17 protein-coding genes and 1 pseudogene are annotated in these 17,524 nt (G+C 60.7%); 8 read left to right on the forward strand and 10 right to left on the reverse strand.

What is annotated here, in order from left to right; translation table 11 throughout:
- Window positions 1-60: 60 nt before the first annotated feature.
- A complete protein-coding gene (gene regB / locus AC2FMN_RS10120; protein ID WP_496687904.1) occupies window positions 61-1,458 on the reverse strand; it encodes a sensor histidine kinase RegB in 1,398 nt (465 codons plus the stop codon).
- 90 nt (window positions 1,459-1,548) lie between these two features.
- On the opposite strand from regB, the gene AC2FMN_RS10125 reads away from it, so the two are divergent.
- Together AC2FMN_RS10125 and AC2FMN_RS10130 are read left to right on the forward strand one after the other, a co-directional pair.
- Window positions 1,549-2,172 carry an SCO family protein gene (locus AC2FMN_RS10125; protein ID WP_496687907.1) on the forward strand — a complete coding sequence of 208 codons (624 nt, stop codon included), beginning with the start codon at window positions 1,549-1,551 and terminating at the stop codon, window positions 2,170-2,172.
- A gap of 79 nt (window positions 2,173-2,251) precedes the next feature.
- Window positions 2,252-2,806 carry an ActR/PrrA/RegA family redox response regulator transcription factor gene (locus AC2FMN_RS10130; protein ID WP_496683628.1) on the forward strand — a complete coding sequence of 185 codons (555 nt, stop codon included), beginning with the start codon at window positions 2,252-2,254 and terminating at the stop codon, window positions 2,804-2,806.
- A gap of 101 nt (window positions 2,807-2,907) precedes the next feature.
- On the opposite strand, the gene AC2FMN_RS10135 is transcribed toward AC2FMN_RS10130, so the two are convergent.
- Both AC2FMN_RS10135 and AC2FMN_RS10140 read right to left on the reverse strand, forming a co-directional pair.
- Window positions 2,908-4,812 carry a DUF3604 domain-containing protein gene (locus AC2FMN_RS10135; RefSeq protein ID WP_496687909.1) on the reverse strand — a complete coding sequence of 635 codons (1,905 nt, stop codon included), beginning with the start codon at window positions 4,810-4,812 and terminating at the stop codon, window positions 2,908-2,910.
- A 186-nt stretch (window positions 4,813-4,998) separates the two neighbouring features.
- Window positions 4,999-5,631: pseudogene (locus AC2FMN_RS10140) on the reverse strand (tyrosine-type recombinase/integrase).
- A 321-nt stretch (window positions 5,632-5,952) separates the two neighbouring features.
- Here AC2FMN_RS10140 and AC2FMN_RS10145 point away from each other — a divergent pair.
- Together AC2FMN_RS10145 and AC2FMN_RS10150 are read left to right on the forward strand one after the other, a co-directional pair.
- A complete protein-coding gene (locus AC2FMN_RS10145; RefSeq protein WP_496687911.1) occupies window positions 5,953-7,032 on the forward strand; it encodes an AraC family transcriptional regulator in 1,080 nt (359 codons plus the stop codon).
- 92 nt (window positions 7,033-7,124) lie between these two features.
- On the forward strand, window positions 7,125-9,224 hold the full coding sequence (locus tag AC2FMN_RS10150; RefSeq protein ID WP_496687914.1) for an alkyl/aryl-sulfatase: 2,100 nt from the start codon (window positions 7,125-7,127) through the stop codon (window positions 9,222-9,224).
- A 389-nt stretch (window positions 9,225-9,613) separates the two neighbouring features.
- Here the strand turns inward: AC2FMN_RS10150 and AC2FMN_RS10155 are convergent, their stop codons facing one another.
- Window positions 9,614-10,207, reverse strand: coding sequence for an HD domain-containing protein (locus AC2FMN_RS10155; protein WP_496684101.1), 594 nt, complete (start codon window positions 10,205-10,207; stop codon window positions 9,614-9,616).
- Window positions 10,208-10,413: 206 nt separating this feature from the next.
- Between AC2FMN_RS10155 and AC2FMN_RS10160 the strand changes: the two genes are divergently transcribed.
- Together AC2FMN_RS10160 and ahcY are read left to right on the forward strand one after the other, a co-directional pair.
- Window positions 10,414-10,728, forward strand: a complete 315-nt coding sequence (locus tag AC2FMN_RS10160) for a hypothetical protein (RefSeq protein ID WP_496687917.1) — start codon at window positions 10,414-10,416, stop codon at window positions 10,726-10,728.
- A 96-nt stretch (window positions 10,729-10,824) separates the two neighbouring features.
- The gene (gene ahcY / locus AC2FMN_RS10165) at window positions 10,825-12,213 is read left to right on the forward strand and encodes an adenosylhomocysteinase (protein WP_496687920.1); all 1,389 of its coding nucleotides are present in this window, start codon (window positions 10,825-10,827) and stop codon (window positions 12,211-12,213) included.
- Between the two features lie 55 nt (window positions 12,214-12,268).
- Here the strand turns inward: ahcY and AC2FMN_RS10170 are convergent, their stop codons facing one another.
- Window positions 12,269-12,916, reverse strand: coding sequence for a DUF899 family protein (locus tag AC2FMN_RS10170; RefSeq protein ID WP_496687923.1), 648 nt, complete (start codon window positions 12,914-12,916; stop codon window positions 12,269-12,271).
- Window positions 12,917-13,104: 188 nt separating this feature from the next.
- On the opposite strand from AC2FMN_RS10170, the gene AC2FMN_RS10175 reads away from it, so the two are divergent.
- Entirely contained in the window at window positions 13,105-13,446 is a 342-nt protein-coding gene (locus AC2FMN_RS10175; RefSeq protein ID WP_149774134.1) for a DUF2853 family protein, read from the forward strand.
- A gap of 217 nt (window positions 13,447-13,663) precedes the next feature.
- On the opposite strand, the gene AC2FMN_RS10180 is transcribed toward AC2FMN_RS10175, so the two are convergent.
- From AC2FMN_RS10180 to tsaD, 4 genes are read right to left on the reverse strand one after another with little or no spacing between them, the layout of a single operon-like run.
- The gene (locus AC2FMN_RS10180) at window positions 13,664-14,086 is read right to left on the reverse strand and encodes an EVE domain-containing protein (protein WP_496687926.1); all 423 of its coding nucleotides are present in this window, start codon (window positions 14,084-14,086) and stop codon (window positions 13,664-13,666) included.
- Entirely contained in the window at window positions 14,086-14,355 is a 270-nt protein-coding gene (locus AC2FMN_RS10185; protein WP_005979743.1) for a YciI family protein, read from the reverse strand. Before AC2FMN_RS10185 ends, AC2FMN_RS10180 begins: the two co-directional genes overlap by 1 nt.
- Before the next feature lies 1 nt (window position 14,356).
- Window positions 14,357-15,319, reverse strand: coding sequence for an NAD(P)H-dependent glycerol-3-phosphate dehydrogenase (locus AC2FMN_RS10190; RefSeq protein ID WP_496687929.1), 963 nt, complete (start codon window positions 15,317-15,319; stop codon window positions 14,357-14,359).
- The gene (gene tsaD / locus AC2FMN_RS10195; protein WP_496687945.1) at window positions 15,316-16,413 is read right to left on the reverse strand and encodes a tRNA (adenosine(37)-N6)-threonylcarbamoyltransferase complex transferase subunit TsaD; all 1,098 of its coding nucleotides are present in this window, start codon (window positions 16,411-16,413) and stop codon (window positions 15,316-15,318) included. The genes AC2FMN_RS10190 and tsaD overlap by 4 nt, the downstream gene beginning before the upstream one ends.
- A gap of 97 nt (window positions 16,414-16,510) precedes the next feature.
- Between tsaD and AC2FMN_RS10200 the strand changes: the two genes are divergently transcribed.
- Complete coding sequence (locus AC2FMN_RS10200; protein ID WP_496684084.1) at window positions 16,511-17,224, forward strand: uroporphyrinogen-III synthase; 714 nt, start codon at window positions 16,511-16,513, stop codon at window positions 17,222-17,224.
- Here the strand turns inward: AC2FMN_RS10200 and AC2FMN_RS10205 are convergent.
- Window positions 17,221-17,524: hypothetical protein (locus tag AC2FMN_RS10205; RefSeq protein WP_496687931.1), on the reverse strand; the 304-nt coding region annotated here is incomplete at its 5' end. The two genes, AC2FMN_RS10200 and AC2FMN_RS10205, sit on opposite strands and share 4 nt — an antisense overlap.

A 17,524-nucleotide genomic window follows, 5' to 3' on the forward strand; every position in this document is an offset into this window, starting at 1 on the left:
TGCACCCGAAAACCCAAACCAGACCCAACTATCGGCGCCAATGGTTAACGGTGTCTTAACTCAGACCCGGAACGGCTTGTTGGCACCCGAGGGAACCGGCGACTCACCGCTCTGGGCGTCGATCAGTTTCCGCGGCCAGGACACCAGAACGATGGCGCCCCGGCGCTCGGGGTCGTCAGTGAGGTCCTGATACGGATCGGATCCGTTGGCGAAGGAGAGTTCCGCGCCGCTGCGCTCGAGCAGCGTCTTGGCGATGAACAGACCCAGGCCCATGCCCTCGTATTCGGGCCGCGTGCGCAGGTCGGTTTCGGCGCGTTTGCGGCGCATGAACGGATCGCCGATGCGCCCGATGATCTGGGCCGGATATCCGCGTCCGTCATCCATGATGCTGACGGTGATGCGGTCGGGGGTCCATTCGGCCTCGACCCAGACCTGCGCGCGGGCGAAATCGACCGCGTTCTGGATCAGGTTGCGCAGCCCGTGGATGATCTCGGGTTTGCGCAGGATCGAGGGCTGCTGAACGTCGCCATCCGGCCCCGGCCCTTCGGCGAAATGCACCTGTTTGCCGCGGTGGATATGCGGCTCGGCGGCTTCGTGGATCACGGTGGACAGTGGCGCCTGCCGCAGGTGCAGGTCGTCCTTTCCGGCCCGGCCCATGTCGCGCAGGATGTCGCGGCAGCGGTCGGCCTGCTCGCGGATCAGGGCGGCGTCTTCCTTCAGGTCCGGGCGGTCGTCCAATTCCTCGATCAGCTCGGCGCTGGTCAGCTTGATGGTGGCCAGAGGCGTGCCCAGCTCATGCGCGGCGGCGGCCACGACCCCGCCCAGGTCGGTCAGTTTCTGTTCGCGGGCAAGTGCCATCTGGGTAGCGGCCAGCGCCTCGGACATCGACTGGACCTCGGCGCTGATGCGGTGCGAGTAGGCGCCGATGAACACGATCGCGATCACGATGGCGGCCCAGTTTCCGAACAGCAGGATCTCGGGGATGTCCAGCACCAGCCCCAGATTGGTGCGCAGCGGCAGGTGGAACCGGGCCAGCAGCGTCGCCACGATGATCGCCGCCCCGCCGATGATCAGGGTCGAGCGGGTGCTCATGACGTTGGCGGCGATGGTCACCGGCCCCAGCAGCAGAAGTGAAAAGGGATTGTTCAGCCCGCCGGTGAGGTACAGCAGAATGGCTAGCTGCAGCAGGTCGAACAGCACCATCAGGAAGTTCTCGAACTCGGTCAGGCGCTTGTTCTGCGGGAACAGCAGCATAGCCGTCAGGTTGCCCATCACCGACACGCCGATGGCCAGATAGCACAGGCCCAGTTCCAGCTGAACGTGATAGACCTGCTGCGCCACGGTGATGGCGGTCAGCTGGCCGATGATGGCCACCCATCGCAGCAGGATCAGCGTGCGCAGCCGGATCCAACTGCTGCGTTCCTGTCCGCGCCAGAGGCTGGTGTTGGAATCCGTCATCGCGCGATTATGTCCTGTTGCGGCGGCTGGTCAACTTGATAGGTGTCGCGGCCGATCCGATCAACAGCCCCTTGCGTCAGGAAATACGCCATGACCCGTCTTTATGCCATTCTCGCAACCGTCGTTCTGGCCCTTGGCCTGGGCGCCATGTGGCTGATGACGCGTGGCGGGCCCGAGGACAAGTTCGCCCGATGCCGGACCAGCCAGATCGCCGGCGGTTCCGCGGCCATCGGCGGCCCGTTCGAGCTGATCAACTCCAAGGGTGAAACCGTGACCGACAAGGATGTGATCACCGAGCCGTCGCTGATCTATTTCGGCTATACCTTCTGCCCCGATGTCTGCCCGCTGGACACCACCCGCAATGCCGAGGCCGTCGATATCCTGACCGAGCGCGGTTATTCGGTGACGCCGATCTTCATCTCGATCGACCCCGATCGCGACACCCCCGAGGCGGTCGGCGATTTTGCCTACAACCTGCATGAAAAGATGATCGGGCTGACCGGAACGCCCGAACAGGTCAAAGCTGCGAGCCAAGCCTACAAGACTTATTACAAGGCCCAGGACAAGAGCGACGAGTATTACCTGGTCGATCATTCCACCTTTACCTATTTCGTCACGCCGCAGGACGGATTCCTGGAGTTCTTCAAGCGGGACGACACGGCCGAGCAGATTGCCGACCGGGTCGCCTGTTTCCTGGACCAGGCAGGGAAATAGAGGGTGGTTTGACCTTTGGTGTGGCGCTGCTATTACTCAACACCAAGCCTATCGGCAGGACATAGCAGAAAGAACCCACATGGCAGACAGTGCGCAGCTTGAAATCGGCCCCGACAAATCCCTGCTTCTGGTGGATGATGACGAGCCGTTTCTGAGGCGTCTGGCCAAGGCGATGGAAAAGCGCGGGTTCGAGGTGGAAACCGCCGGATCGGTCGCCGCCGGCCGCGCCATCGCCACCGCTCGCCCACCTGCCTTTGCCGTAGTGGATCTGCGGCTTGAGGATGGCAACGGTTTGGACGTGGTCGAGGTGCTGCGGGAAAAGCGCCCCGACAGCCGGGTGGTGGTTCTGACTGGCTATGGCGCGATCGCGACTGCCGTGGCGGCCGTGAAAATCGGCGCCACAGACTATCTGTCGAAACCCGCCGACGCCACCGACATCACCAACGCGCTTCTGGCCAAGGGCGACGAACTGCCCCCGCCCCCCGAAAACCCCATGAGCGCCGACCGCGTACGGTGGGAGCATATCCAGCGGGTCTATGAACTGTGCGACCGAAACGTCTCGGAAACCGCGCGACGGCTGAACATGCACCGCCGGACCTTGCAGCGGATTCTGGCGAAGCGCAGCCCGCGGTAATACCGGGTCGCGCTACGCCTGTTCGAAGTTCAAGTACATTTTAAAGCGAGCTGGAATGGCCGCAATGCGGGACAAACGCGACATTGCTGCTGGCTTTCAAGTTAGTTTTCTGGCGTGTACCAGATGGGCGAAGTGTAGGCGCGCTCCTGATGGATCATTACGGCATCCTCTGGCAGGTCGAGGTTGCCGTAAAAAGCCTCATCATAGGCCAGCCAGGTCGGCGTCGGGATTTCAAGCACCCGGACATAATAATATGCACGCTGCGCCGGGTCGAACTCTGGGTCCACCCAGTGCGCGCCAAGCCCTGCCAATCCAATCGTGTTGGTATAATCTGCGCCCTTCACGGTGCTGCCGACCGGGGGCAACTTTCCATTCGCATCCGGCTCCCGATCCCCGGCCCATGCCGCATCGAAGACCTTGGTCTTGGGTTCGCCGTTCGCATTGACCCATCCTTTGACAATCTGAATACGATCGAGGTTCGCGCCGTCCGGGTCGCGCAGCGCACGCACCATGAAGGTGGGGGCTGCTCCCTTTGGCCCGGCGAAGAGGTCCGCGCCCATGGGCACGCCCCGGGCATAACCCTCGGCGGCGAAGTCGGGACGGTGCACTTCGTCGGCCTCAAAGTCCCACCCCGCAAACACGCGGACAGTCATCCGTGGGCCCGTCGTGGCGTAGACTTCCTTGCGCTTGAAGGCATCCCAGATCGCTTCACGGGTGTTTTCCCGCGCCCATGCAGCGGCAAGACCGGACGCGAGGGTTTCATATGTGCGGATCGCGACGTCTTCACCCAGAAAATCAGGCTGGATGATGAACTCATCGTAGCGGTGATCGCCGCCGCCGGGTTCTGCCAGGGAAGCCTTGCCAAAGAAGTTGTCCTCGCGGGCGGTTGCCAGTGACGTGTGGCTGTCGGTCGCGCCGATCATCCCGAATTTGTAGGGGTTCGTGCCTATGTCTTCTTCGTATTTCAGACCGCGCGCCAGTGCCTCGCGAGCGTATTCGCGTGGCAGCATGTCCGGTGTCTTAAGTGCACTGCCGAAATTTCCGCGATCCCAGCGATAATAGTCCGCGAACTCGTCATTCGGTGAGAGCATCGGGTGGGTTTCCCCGTCGCCTTTAATCTGCGTGACTTCGTATAGCGGTTCCCACCGCATCCGGCGTTCGGCGTAGGCCTGATCTATCGGTTCGCCGTTCTGACGGACATCGTCGAACATCGTGCCATTCGACAGGTTGCCGTTGTGGGCAAACGCCATGACCTGACCGCCTGTTCGGGCTTCATACGCTTCCATCCAGTCCCAAAGATCCTCCGGATCGGAACTGTCGTAGTTGGAAAATGGCACGAGGTCCGCGACTTCGTCTGCACCATCTCGAAACATGACGATCCGATGCAGGTTGTTCAGGTCCTTGATTGAAGTCCATTCAAAGCCGTGCAGAGATGTGAACACGCCAGGTTCATTGTACCGCTCAGCTGCATCGACAATGCGCCTCCAAAATGTACGGGTCAGATCGTCGTCGTCAATCGGGTCCGTTACCGCGCCCATCGCGTCGCCCCACATTACGAATGCGCCGAGCGGGTCGCCACCGCGCACAAGATCGTGGATCTTGCGACCCCAGCTATTGGCCAGAAGCTGCGGGTTCGATTCCGCGATCATCGGCGCGAGGCCAAGGTTCTCGGCGTGGTCGGCAACAACCAGAAAATCGAGCGGACGCACAAGCTGCGCGAACTCACCGAGGGAGGCCCGCACCTTCTCGCCACGCGCGAAACGGAAAGCTTCGTCAGGACCGAGCACATTGCCGACCATCCCGGCGTCGGTCGAGTAGGAGGTGTGCAGGTGGGTATCGCCCCAGAACACTCTGTTTGGAAAAGACTGATCGACAAATGGAGAATAGCCGCGCTGACCAAGTCGGACATCTTCGGGGTTTATCGCAAGGTCGCCAGAGTATCCTTGGGCAAGTGCCGCGCCGGTGAACAATGCACTCAAGCTCACGCTCATGAATATCTTCTTCATTGCCGTCCTCCCGTCAGTCAATAACGCAGAATTATTATAGCGCATGCTCGAAAGGCTGACTTGATTTGGATCAGCCGCTCATCATTGACTGCAGAATGAATAGCCGCTGTGGGCTCTTTCGCGCCGCTGACCTTTGTATCAGCGAAGAACAGGTCTTGGACGGCGCGTGCCGCTCGCCGTTTTGATTCAGATGTCGATTCTTTCGGCGATTCTCAGTGCATCTTCAAGCTCGACGTCCGGGTATCGTACCGTGCTGTAGACCTTGGTGTGACCCAGCAAAAGTTGGACAGCCCAGAGATTGCCGGTCTTTCGATAGATCTCCGAGGCCTTGGTCCGGCGCAAAGAATGTGTGCCGTAGCCGCCCGGTTCCAGGCCGATGGCCGATACCCAGTCTCGAACAAGCCTCGCGTACTGCCCGGTCGAGATGTGCGGTGACGCGTGGAAGTGGCTCGGAAACAGATGTCTGCATCCCAGAATCTCGGGTTGGTCGAGCTAGGCAGCGATCGTTTCGCGCGTATTCTCAGATACTTCGAACTGGATCGGCCGATTGGTCTTGCTCCGAACAATCGTGACGCGCTCACGGATTCGGTCTTCGACGACGAGATCGCTAATCTGGAGTCCGACGAGGTCACAGCCGCGCAACTTGCTGTCTATGGCGAGGTTGAAGAGCGCAAGATCACGAAGATTGCCCGCGAGTTCGAGCTGGGCACGAATGGCCCATACCTGCGTCGGGAGCAGCGGGCGTTTCTGACCGATCAGGCAGCCCTTGTTCCGGGTCTTGCGTTTCGGTTTTGCGGCGGGAAGTTGGATTCTGGGCATAATTTAGCCTCCATCCGTCCCTCCCGGCCCACACATCAACACCGCGTTGACCATTGATTGTAAGACCAAGCGTCACGACTGGTCTCGATGACGGGCTGCTAGCGACCGATGCCGCGGCGCCACAAGGCGGTTTCGAGCCCTTTAACGACCTTGATCCGAGGCGCAGCAGTCGTCGCTGTGGGCTGAAACCGGTCATTCTGTACAGGTCTTCCGGCGCCTTCAAGCCATTGAAGGCGAGTGGCACTCCAGGCTCAACGTCATGGAAAGAATGTGATATCGTTTGTATGGGAAATGAGGGGGTTTGCGTTGAAAGCCTTAGCGATGACAAGAATCCGGGGATGGGGCCCCTTTCCCGAACTTGTTCGTGACATTGCCGGAGATCGCGCGCTTAACCGCATCCTGAAACGCCACGATCTTCCCCTAAGCGTTCTCGATGCGCCAGAGCATCGGGTCCCTTTGGCCAAGATGATCCGCGTAATGGAGGCGGCTGCGCGTACGATCGGTGACGCGGAATTCGGTGTAAGCCTTGGCAGCAAAACCACTGCGCTCGATTACGGAAATTGGGCCGGATATGCTTATTGTGCTCCAACGCTTGGCCAAGCCCTCCAGCGTGTTTGCAGGACACTGTGGGCGCACGAAAGCGGCACAGAGATGTACTTGTCCTTGCGCGAACATCACGTTGTCTGGTGCTACAAATCAGGTCTGGCAGGCTATGAAAACACACGTCATTTCTCGGACCACCTCTTTGAAACGATGTTCGTTTTCTTTCGCGGGTTCCTGGGCGAGGGGTGGCGACCCGATTGGGTGGAAGTCGACTACGAAAAGCCGGCGAGAACGGAAAAATTAAGTGCCCTTGTTCAAAATGAAATCCGTTTCGGCCGTCCAAATTACGGTGTGGCGGTCAGGAAAGCGGACCTGAGTACGAGGCTCTCTGGGCCGCTTCCGTTCGATCGACCCATTACGTCACTTGATTTGGTAGCACCACCCGACGGGCGGCAAACCGCGTTCCTTGATGATATCCTGAAACTCATTGACCTTCGATTGATGGATCGCACCGTCGACCTCGATGGATTTGCAAGGGCCGCGGATCTGGGTCCAAGAACTGTCCAACGGAAGCTGAGAAAGCTTGGGTACACCTACAAACATCTCCTTGAAATTGCACGCAGCAGGCGTGCGATGGCGTTCCTTTTAGAAACCGATCTGCCTGTGAAAAACATAGCTGCCGAGTTGTGCTATGACGCACCGGAAAATTTCACACGCGCTTTCCGCGCGTGGCAGGGGGTCTCTCCGTCTGAATTCCGGTCAAAGGCCCAGGGAAGTCAGAAAAAGGATCCTGTGTACCTAGGCGATTGTCGCGAAATGATAGGTCGCGTGAGTAGATCGGACTTTTGCCAACGGTAAACTTTTGAGTGGAAACGGAGCGGCAAACTCGCGGGTCTGCCATAGCCGGACTTTTCGGCCCTCCGTAATGTCATTTTCAGGAGGGAATTGAAATGACCACACGTCGTAATTTCATCAAGTCGGCCCCGGCGCTCGGAGCGGCATTCGCAGTGGCGCCAACATTCATTTCAGAGGAGGGGGCGGCGTATGCGCAGAGTGCGACGCCAGCCGAAGGGCATTTCCACCCGAAGGGCAAGGCGCCTTCGGAACACACTTTGAAAATTCTTGCCGAAGCGCGGGAAACGCTGCCGTTCTCAGATACGCGTGATTTTGATGAACAAGCTCGCGGGTTTATCGCGCCGATGCCCGAAGATACGATCATGGCGGATGCAGGCAACATCGCCTGGGACATGGCAAGTTTCCGCTTCTTCGACGAAGACAAGGACTGGCCAAGCATTCATCCGTCTTTGCAGAGGGTCTCGCGGCTGAACCAGAACTACGGACTGTATGAAGTCATTCCCGGAATTTACCAAGTGCGGGGCTTCGATCTGTCCGACGTTTCCTTTGTGCGCGGCGAAAAAGGTTGGATCGTAATCGATCCATTGATCAGTGCGGAAACAGCGCGCGCAGCATGGAAGCTATTTCAAGAGCACGTCGGTGATGGGCTGCCGGCAACCGCAGTGATCTATTCGCATTCCCATGGTGACCATTGGGGTGGTGTACGCGGCATAATCGACGAAGCTGATGTGCGTTCAGGCAAAGTGGAAATCATTGCACCGCGTGATTTCATGGAGTTCACGATTTCCGAGAATGTCTATGCTGGCAACGCTATGAACCGGCGATTGTCTTACCAGTATGGCCAACAGCTTCCGATCAACCCGTACGGTTTTGCAGGGCAGGGGCTGGGTCACCGGGTGTCTCTTGGTTCCGTTGGCCTTATTGCCCCCACCCGGATCATCGAAGAAGACATCGAATATCTCGATGTGGATGGCGTGCGTATGGTGTTTCAGAACACGCCAGGCACTGAAGCGCCGTCCAACATGAACACTTACATTCCGGGAATGAAGGCATTGTGGATGGCCGAGAACATTACCGGCACATTACATAATATTTACACCCTGCGCGGAGCTCCGGTGCGCGATCCTCTGCGCTGGTCTAAATACATCTCGCGGGCGCTGCATCTCTTTGGCGAGGAAGCAGAAGTGATGTTCCAGTCGCACCACTGGCCGCGCTGGGGCAATGACCGTATTCAAGAGGTGATGCGGGCGCAGCGTGACATGTATGCGCATTTTAATAACCAGGTGCTGCACTTCGCCAATCAAGGCGTGACGATCAACCAGATCCAGAACGTCTATGAAATGCCCAAGAGCCTGCAAAATGAATGGCACTGCCGGGGCTATCACGGTTCACCCGAGCACAACAGTCGAGGAGTGATCCAGCGATACCTTGGTTTTTGGGATGCCAATCCAGCAACCCTGATCCCGCCATCACCCGAAGCATCGGCGCCCCTCTACGTCGAGATGATGGGCGGGTCGGACAAGATCATGGCCAAAGGACAAGAGCTTTTCTCGGCTGGTGAGTACAAGATGGCCGTCGAAATCCTAAACAAACTCTTTCTCGCTGAGAACGACAACCAGCCAGCACGTGATCTGCTTGCGGACTGTTATGAGCAGCTTGGTTACCAGCAGGAAAACCCGGGACTGCGAAATAGTTACTTGTCGGGTGCCTACGAACTGCGTTCTGGTATTTCCGACGCTCCAACGGTGAGCTCAACCAGTTCTGATGTGATCCGGGCGATGTCCACGGAATTGTTCCTGAACTTCCTCGGCATCAAGATGGACAGCCGCAAAGCCGAAGGCATGCGGTTCACCATCAATCTGGTAACGCCGGACAATGGCGAGAAGTTCATCATCGAAATGGAGAACGCGACCCTGACCAATATCGAGGGATATCAGGCGGACAACCCGGACCTGACATTGGTCATAAACCGTTCGGATCTGGAAATGACTATGATGGGCGCGATTGAACTAGAGCAGCAGATCGCCGATGGCACCGCCAAGATTGAAGGTGATCCCACCGTTCTTGCGCAACTCGCCTCGACCATGGTCGATTTCGACCCGCTGTTTGAGATCCTGCCCGGCACTGCCATTCAGCACGAGGTTGCGCAATCCAATGCCTACGAAGCAGTTCCGGGTGCCACTATCGCAGAGTGACAGAAACCGCGGGGCAAGGTTCTGACCGGCACCTTGCCCCAATACCCACCCCTCATGAAAATAGTGCGATTTGAGTAACCACTTCGTCCGCGCGGAAGGCCTCCAAGGGCAGCGTCGTTCCGCAAGCCCGCGAATTTTGGCTTCGACAAACTGCTGTGCAGCATCGGACCGATTGGCCGAACGGCAGGAAAGGGTCGGTCACACTCCAAAGAGCTATTCGCCCTGAGGCCCGCGACCCGGTCATTGCGGATCGCAATCTCGCTGCGTTCTGCCTGAACGTCCGCATTTCCTTCTGTCATGCTGCGGGTAGTCTTGCCGCGAGCGCTCGCAGCGTAAATTCTTCACTTTTGCAGAGGGCTCTAAAGCAGACCTCGGGCCTAAGTCATGTGCTACAATAACGCCAACAGCTCCGCATGCCGCGCCGTATACGCCTGCCGAGCCTCAACCGGTGGCCTTAGAGTGATTTGCAACCCCTCCATCACCGCCGCGTCCGGTCGGCCAAAGAACTTGGTTGCCTCGGCCTCGGAAAACCCCGCGATCTGGGTGGCCTCCATCCAGGCGCTGATCCGGTCGGCTTTCTTGATCTGACGTTTCACCGTTTTCGGCACCGCGGCGGGCAGGCCAAAGCGGATGTGGATAGCCGCCGCCAACCGGTCGTCCAGCGCGCCATAGCCCGGGCCGACCGCGGCCTTCACCGGCGAGATCATGTCGCCGATCACATATTCTGGCGCATCGTGCAGAAGCGCCGCCAGCCGCCATTTCACCGGCGCCTTGGGGGCGATCCGGCCGAACAGCTCTTCGACCAGCAGAGAATGCTCGGCCACGGAATAGGCGAAATCACCCGCCGTCTGGCCGTTCCAGCGGGCCACGAATGCCAGCCCATGGGCGATATCCTCGATCTCGATATCCACCGGGGTCGGGTCCAGCAGGTCCAGCCGGCGACCTGACAGCATCCTCTGCCACGCTCTGGGTTGTGTTGCCATTCTGCCATGCCCCCTTTGCAGCGAATGTGCCTGAAACGCGGTTTCGTGCTATGCTTAAGCCATCCTGATCACCGGCTGCCAACAGTTTCTTGAGCAATCGTGCTTTGAACCGGCACGTGGGGATCACGACATCAAGGCTGAGGGGGGCGCGCGTTCCTCCCGGCGTGCCCCTCTCGGATCGAAACCCGAACCGAAAGGAGCTTGTCATGTTCAAGCGTTTGTTGGGAATGGCCCTTGTCTTTGGCATGGCTGCGGCCGCGCCGCCCGCATCGGCCCAGAACTGCGCCCTGCGCGGTGATGTCATCGCCAAGCTGCAGCAGATCTATTCCGAAGAGCTGGCCTTTGGCGGATTGCAGAACACGCGGAGCGGTCAGACGGTCATGGAGGTATGGGCCTCACGCGCCACCGGCACCTATACCGTGTTGATGACCCACGCCAACGGCATCAGTTGCATTGTCGCCGCTGGCACCGATTTCTTCGAAATGACGCCTAGGGCCGCTGCCGAAGGGGCGCCCAGTTGAATTAACGCCCGCGCCCCAATCGCCATCCACATTGCGACTTTTCCTCAACGGTGTTAGGGCCTGCCCAAACCGTTGTTGATCGGAATGGAGCATCTGATGGCCGGCGACTACATCGTCAAAGACATTTCACTGGCCGGGTTCGGCCGCAAGGAACTGGATATCGCGGAAACCGAAATGCCGGGCCTGATGGCTCTGCGCGCGGAATACGGCGACAGCAAGCCGCTGAAAGGGGCGCGCATCGTCGGGTCGTTGCACATGACGATCCAGACCGCCGTTCTGATCGAAACGCTGGTCGCGCTGGGCGCGGACGTGCGCTGGGCGTCGTGCAACATCTTCTCGACTCAGGACCACGCGGCGGCAGCCATCGCTAAGGCGGGCATTCCGGTCTTTGCCATCAAGGGCCAGACGCTGGAAGAGCATTGGGACTATCTCGACAAGTCGTTTCAGTTCGAAGACGGCCCCAACATGATCCTGGATGATGGCGGCGACGCCACGCTGTACATCCTGCTGGGCGCGCGCGCCGAAGCGGGTGAGGACATCATCCCCGTCCCGTCCTCGGAAGAGGAAGAGGTCATCAAGGCGCAGATCAAGAAGCGGATGGCGGCAAGCCCGGGCTGGTTCACCAAGGTGCGCGATCAGATCAAGGGCGTGTCCGAGGAAACCACCACCGGCGTCAACCGCCTGTATCAGTTGGTCAAGGACGGCCATCTGCCGTTCCCGGCGATCAACGTGAACGACAGCGTCACCAAGTCGAAATTCGACAACAAGTACGGCTGCAAGGAATCGCTGGTCGACGGCATCCGTCGCGCCACCGACACGATGATGGCCGGAAAGGTCGCCGTGGTCTGCGGTTATGGCGACGTGGGCAAGGGCTCGGCTGCCTCGCTGCGTGGCGCCGGCGCCCGCGTGAAGGTGACCGAGGTCGACCCGATCTGTGCCCTGCAGGCCGCGATGGATGGGTATGAGGTGGTTCTGCTGGAAGACGTGGTTTCGACCGCCGACATCTTCATCACCACCACCGGCAACAAGGACGTGATCCGCATCGAGCACATGCGCGAGATGAAGGACATGGCCATCGTCGGCAATATCGGCCATTTCGACAACGAAATTCAGGTGGCCAGCCTGCGCAACCACAAATGGACCAACATCAAGGACCAGGTGGACATGATCGAGATGCCCTCGGGCAACCGTATCATCCTGCTGTCCGAAGGCCGTCTGCTGAACCTGGGCAATGCCACCGGGCATCCGTCCTTCGTGATGTCGGCCTCGTTCACCAACCAGGTTCTGGCCCAGATCGAACTGTGGACCCGCGGCGACCAGTACGAGAACAAGGTCTATATCCTGCCCAAGCATCTGGACGAGAAGGTCGCGCGCCTGCATTTGGACCGGATAGGCGTCAAGCTGACCAAGCTGAACAAGGAGCAGGCGGATTACATCGGTGTCACGCCCGAAGGCCCGTTCAAGCCCGAGCATTACCGGTATTGATCTGTCAGAAATTCGAGGAAAAGGCGGCCATCTGGGCCGCCTTTTTTTGTTGCGGTCAGCGGAGCGACGGCACGAAATCTCCGCGGCCCTGCGGTGTCAGGTCCAGAATGTTCCACAGGGGCCAGGCCGCATCGACATGGCGCGGATGCCAGTCGCTGGGTTCAAAAAACAGCTCGGAGCTCCAGAAATGGTGGATGCCATCCGCATCGCGTTGAAACACGTTCAGGATCGGCAACTGGTTTCCGTCCTCGGTCTCAGCCAGATAGTCTTGCTGGTACGTCGTATCCAACGCGGAAAAAAGCGGCAGATCCTGCCAGCCCATGCGCCGGCGCAGCGCGGCCAGGGCATCCGGCGTATTCTGCGCCACGACCGCAAAGGCGGCTTTTCGGGTCAGATGCGCGACCTGCCCGGTCAGACCGTCCAGAAAGGCCGAGCACATGGGGCAGGGGTCCTGCGCCTTGGGGCCGAACATCAGCGAATACACGACCAGAGTGTCATGATCACCGAAAAGGCTTGAAATCGGGGCAATATTGCCGCTGAGGTTCCGAAAGACGTAATCCTGTGGGATTTGGCCGCCTTTGGGCAAGGTCCGGCGCAGCGCGGCCACTTCCTCGACCCGCGCACGCAGATCGACTTCGGCGGCCAGCAGGGCATTTCGGGCGGTTCGGTACGCGGCGCTTTCGTTGGGAAGGGCGACGGGCATGACGAGTCTCCTTGGATCATTAATTAACTTTTATGTTAAATAAAGAACCCGAACAGATCAAGGCGCGGGCTGCACGGGCGTGGTCTACGGGGAACATGCCCGATTTTTCCCTTTGTGCTTTTCCTGCCAGCCGCTACCGTTCAGCCAGCGCCAAAAAGGCCGTACCCCAACCCATACAGGAGAGGACAATGGGAAAACGTGACGAGTTGATCGCAAAATATGCGGATGATCTGAAAAACAAATGCGGGATGGACCCCGACATGGACCTGCTGACCAAAGTGACGATCGGTTGCGGGCCGTCGATCTATGACGCGGATGCCGCAACCGTGGCCGCCAGCCAGGAAGGTGAGCTGGAGACGGTCAAGAACAACTTTCTGATCAAGAAGCTGGGCCTGTCGGATGGCCCCGAGCTGATGGAAGCGATCAACAAGGTCATCGAAACCTACGGCAAGTCCGAGCGCAACAAATACCGCGCGGTGGTCTATTACATGCTGACCAAGCATTTCGGCAAAGAGTCCGTCTACGGCTGAGTTCGCCGCGACATTTGGAAACGCCCGCCCGGTCGGACCGGCGGGCGTTTTGCATTTGAATCACAATCTATTGATTCAACGTTTGAAAAACAGACGCGCCCTAAGCTACATTCAACCCGTGACCAGGACGGTCAGAACCAGAGATTTCTTTGCGTGTGGTGAGTAGGGAGCACGCGGGGTAGGGAAGGTTCTGCATCGTCAGGGCCTTCCCTTTTTCTCAATCCGCCGCGGTCTGGCCCAGTTCGCAGATCACCGCCCATTCGGCCTCGGAGACGGGCTGCACCGACAGGCGCGAGTTCTTGACCAGCACCATGTCGGTCAGCCGCGGATCGGCCTTGATCTGGTCCAGCGTGACCGGTTTGGAAAAGGGGCGCACCGCCTTGATGTCCACGCATTCCCACCGGTCGTCGTCGGTGGTGCTGTCGGGGTGGGCCTCGGCGCAGACCTCGACGATGCCGACGATCGCCTTGTCCTTCTGCGAATGATAGAAAAACCCCCGGTCGCCCAGCTTCATCTTCCGCATGAAATTACGGGCCTGGTAATTGCGCACCCCGTCCCATTCCTCGCCCGCGTCGCCCTTGGCGACCTGCTGGTCCCAGCTCCAGGTCGAGGGTTCGGATTTGAACAGCCAATACGCCATCAGCCGATGACCTTCTTCCACGGGATCAGTTCGACCGACTTGAACAGACCGGCCTTGGCATAGGGGTCGTTGTCGGCCCAGGCCTGTGCGGCGGACAGATCCTCGACATCCAGGATGACCAGCGACCCGATCATGGCATCGCCGTCCAGCAGCGGCCCGGCCTGTGCGACTACGCCTGTTTCTTCGATATAGGCCAGGTGCGCGGCGCGGTTGTCCAGCCGGGTCTGCAGGGCGCCGTCCTTGTCGCGGGCGATCAGGGCGATAAGCATGTCATTCCTCCTTGAGTGGGCGATTGAGCAGGGATTGCAAGGCCTCGGCGACACTGTAGGCGCCGCGGCTGAGCTGCGCCACCGTCTGGCAGATGGGCATGTCCAGCCCCTCGGTCGCGGCGATGGCGGCCATGGCATTTGCCGTGGCCACGCCTTCGACGGTTGTCGCGGCGTCAAAGGACTCGTTGCGGCCCAGCGACAGCCCGAACCTGAAGTTGCGCGACAGTTCGGACGAGCAGGTCAGAACCAGATCGCCCAAACCCGACAGGCCCATCAGGGTCTCGGGCCGGGCGCCGCGCATCGTGGCAAAGCGCTGCATCTCGGCAAAGCCGCGAGTCATCAGGGCCGCGCGGGCGCTGTCCCCCAGACCCGCGCCGATGCAGGCCCCGCAGGCGATGGCCATCACGTTCTTCAAGGCCCCGCCCAGCTCGGCCCCGGTCACGTCGGTGGTCCGGTAGAGCCGCAGGTTGGTAGTGGTCAGCGCCTGTTGCAACCGGGTGCCCAGGTCTGCGTCGGCACAGGCCAGGGTCAGCGCCGTGGGCAACCCGCGGGCGATGTCATCGGCAAAGCTGGGCCCGGTCAGCAAGGCAGTGCGGGCGCTGGGCAGCACCTGTTCGATCATGGCGATCGGACCGAGGCCGGTGGATAGCTCGATGCCCTTGCAACAGGCCACAAGGTTGCGACCCTGCAAGTCTGCCGCATGGTCCGACAGGACATCGCGCAGCTTTTGCATGGGCACCGCCAGCAGCAACACGTCGCCCTGACAGGCCAGGGTGATTTCGGCGATCACGGTGATGGCGTCGGGCAGGGCGATCCCCGGCAGGCGGGTGTCATTGCGGCGGGTCGCCTGCATCGTCCGCGCCTGTTCGCCCGACCGGGCCCACAAGGTGACCGGACCCTTGCCCGCCAGCGAGATCGCCAGCGCGGTGCCGAAGGCGCCCGACCCAAGGACCGAGACACTCATGCCTTGGCCCCCTTGCGCCCACCGCCCAGCATGGCCGGGCTGGTTTGATCCAGCGGCCAGCGGGGTCGGGCGGTCAGGTCCAGCCCGTCGCGCGCGCCCAGCCGGAACCGTTCCAACCCTGCATAGGCGATCATTGCCGCATTGTCGGTGCAAAGGTGTAGCGGCGGGGCGGTAAACCGCGCGCCGGCATCCGCCGAAACAGACTCTAACGCAGTCCGAATAGCGGTGTTGGCGGCAACGCCCCCGGCCACGGCGATCACCGGCTCGGCAGGGTTGGTTTCAAGATACAGGGCGACGGCGCGGCGGGTCTTTTCGGCCAGCGTATCCACGACCGCCTGCTGGAACCCGGCGCACAGATCGGCGCGGTCCTGACGCGTCAGCCCGCCCTTTTCGGCCACGATCTGATCGCGCATCCGCATCAAGGCGGTCTTGAGCCCGGAAAAGGACAGATCGCATCCGGGCCGGTCCAGCAGCGGTCGCGGGAAGCGAAAGCGTTTGGGGTCGCCATTGCGCCCCTCGGCCTCGACCGAGGGGCCGCCGGGCTGGGGCAGGCCAAGCAGGCGCGCAGTCTTGTCGAATGCCTCGCCGGGGGCGTCGTCGATGGTGCCGCCCAGCCGCGTGAACTGCTCGGGGCCGTGGGCGATCAGGTATTGGCAGTGCCCGCCGGACACCAGCAGCATCAGGTAGGGAAAGGCGATCCCGTCCGTCAGGCGTGGGGTCAACGCGTGGCCGGCCAGGTGGTTGACGCCGATCAGCGGCAGGCCGGTGGCCGCGCTGATCCCCTTGGCGCACATCACACCCGACATGACCCCGCCGATCAGTCCTGGCCCGGCGGTCACAGCCACGGCGTCCATATCCTGCAAAGTCAGGCCCGCCTGCTCCAACGCCTGCTGCACGCAGACATCCAGCTTTTCGGCATGCGCGCGCGCCGCAATCTCGGGCACCACGCCGCCGAAGGCGCTGTGCAGGTCCGTCTGGCCATGCACGACCGAAGAAAGAACCTGCGCCGGTTCGCCCTCGGTATGCCGCACCACGGCCGCCGCCGTGTCATCGCAGCTGCTTTCCAATCCCAGAACGGTAAGTGTTTGCACCATCGGCCTGAACCATTGCATCATGATCTCGTCGCGGGGTATCACCCCAAGCTGCAGCAAACAATCCTCAAGGCCCGAACGCTCGCCCGTGTACCTGTTGATGACCCGCCCCCGCGCCGCCTCGGAAAGGTTCGTGGCGCAGCTTCCCGAACGGATACGGTCGCGGGTCCAGGTGATTTATTCCCCGCTGCTGGATATCCGACCGATGGAGCAGGCGGTGGACACGACCGGAATCCGGGGCCTGATCTTCACCTCGGCCAATGGCGTGGCGGCCGCCGCGGCGCAGAATGTGCGCCGGGATCTGCCCGCCTATTGCGTGGGGCCGGCCACCACCGAAACGGCCCGCCAAGTCGGGTGGGGGGCCCGGATGGCCGGCGAAACCGCCGAGGAACTGGTGGCCAAACTGCTGAAAGAGCGCCCGGACAGCCCACTGCTGCATCTGCGCGGCGAACACAGCCGGGGCAACATCGCGACCCGGCTGACCGAACTGGGCCTGACCGTGCGGGAACAGGCGGTCTATCGCCAGTATTTGCTGCCCCTGACGCCCGAGGCCCAAGACGCGGCGTCTGGATCTGCCCCGGTGATTGCGCCCTTGTTCTCGCCGCGGACCGCGCGACAATTTGCCGACCTTTGGCCTGGACCGGCGCCGCTTTTGGTCGCTGCGATGAGCGGACCGACAGCTGAGCCCCTTGAAAACTTGGCCATTGCCCGTTTGCGGATTGCCAAACGCCCGACGCCCAAGAAAATGCGGAAAGCCGTGAAAAAACTCGTGAAATATGCGATCCGGCTTGAGGGTGCGATGGGCGCGGATTAACTTGGACGCGTCTGCGCGTCAGGATTTATGGGAATCGACAGGGGGAAGTGACGGTGGCTGCCAAGAAAGACACGGACCAGAAACCGGTGGACGACCCCAAGGCCGACGCGGTGACCGAAGCGGTCGACAAAAACGTCGATGCCGAAGCCCTTGACCCAGAGGATCGGGTTGAGCAGGCCCCTTCCGAAGCCGAAGCCGAAGCCGAAGCCGAAGCCGAAGCCGAAGCCGAAGCCGAAGCCGAAGCCGAAGCCGAAGCCGAAGCCGAAGCCGAAGCCGAAGCCGAAGCCGAAGCCGAAGCCG

This window comes from Ruegeria sp. BHSC037 (assembly GCF_059613045.1).

Bases quoted from the DNA above. Each gene is read 5' to 3' on its own strand.
- regB (WP_496687904.1), bottom strand. From the start codon at position 1,458: ATGACGGATTCCAACACCAGCCTCTGGCGCGGACAGGAACGCAGCAGT.
- AC2FMN_RS10125 (WP_496687907.1), top strand. From the start codon at position 1,549: ATGACCCGTCTTTATGCCATTCTCGCAACCGTCGTTCTGGCCCTTGGC.
- AC2FMN_RS10130 (WP_496683628.1), top strand. From the start codon at position 2,252: ATGGCAGACAGTGCGCAGCTTGAAATCGGCCCCGACAAATCCCTGCTT.
- AC2FMN_RS10135 (WP_496687909.1), bottom strand. From the start codon at position 4,812: ATGAAGAAGATATTCATGAGCGTGAGCTTGAGTGCATTGTTCACCGGC.
- AC2FMN_RS10145 (WP_496687911.1), top strand. From the start codon at position 5,953: ATGACAAGAATCCGGGGATGGGGCCCCTTTCCCGAACTTGTTCGTGAC.
- AC2FMN_RS10150 (WP_496687914.1), top strand. From the start codon at position 7,125: ATGACCACACGTCGTAATTTCATCAAGTCGGCCCCGGCGCTCGGAGCG.
- AC2FMN_RS10155 (WP_496684101.1), bottom strand. From the start codon at position 10,207: ATGGCAACACAACCCAGAGCGTGGCAGAGGATGCTGTCAGGTCGCCGG.
- AC2FMN_RS10160 (WP_496687917.1), top strand. From the start codon at position 10,414: ATGTTCAAGCGTTTGTTGGGAATGGCCCTTGTCTTTGGCATGGCTGCG.
- ahcY (WP_496687920.1), top strand. From the start codon at position 10,825: ATGGCCGGCGACTACATCGTCAAAGACATTTCACTGGCCGGGTTCGGC.
- AC2FMN_RS10170 (WP_496687923.1), bottom strand. From the start codon at position 12,916: ATGCCCGTCGCCCTTCCCAACGAAAGCGCCGCGTACCGAACCGCCCGA.
- AC2FMN_RS10175 (WP_149774134.1), top strand. From the start codon at position 13,105: ATGGGAAAACGTGACGAGTTGATCGCAAAATATGCGGATGATCTGAAA.
- AC2FMN_RS10180 (WP_496687926.1), bottom strand. From the start codon at position 14,086: ATGGCGTATTGGCTGTTCAAATCCGAACCCTCGACCTGGAGCTGGGAC.
- AC2FMN_RS10185 (WP_005979743.1), bottom strand. From the start codon at position 14,355: ATGCTTATCGCCCTGATCGCCCGCGACAAGGACGGCGCCCTGCAGACC.
- AC2FMN_RS10190 (WP_496687929.1), bottom strand. From the start codon at position 15,319: ATGAGTGTCTCGGTCCTTGGGTCGGGCGCCTTCGGCACCGCGCTGGCG.
- tsaD (WP_496687945.1), bottom strand. From the start codon at position 16,413: ATGGTGCAAACACTTACCGTTCTGGGATTGGAAAGCAGCTGCGATGAC.
- AC2FMN_RS10200 (WP_496684084.1), top strand. From the start codon at position 16,511: ATGACCCGCCCCCGCGCCGCCTCGGAAAGGTTCGTGGCGCAGCTTCCC.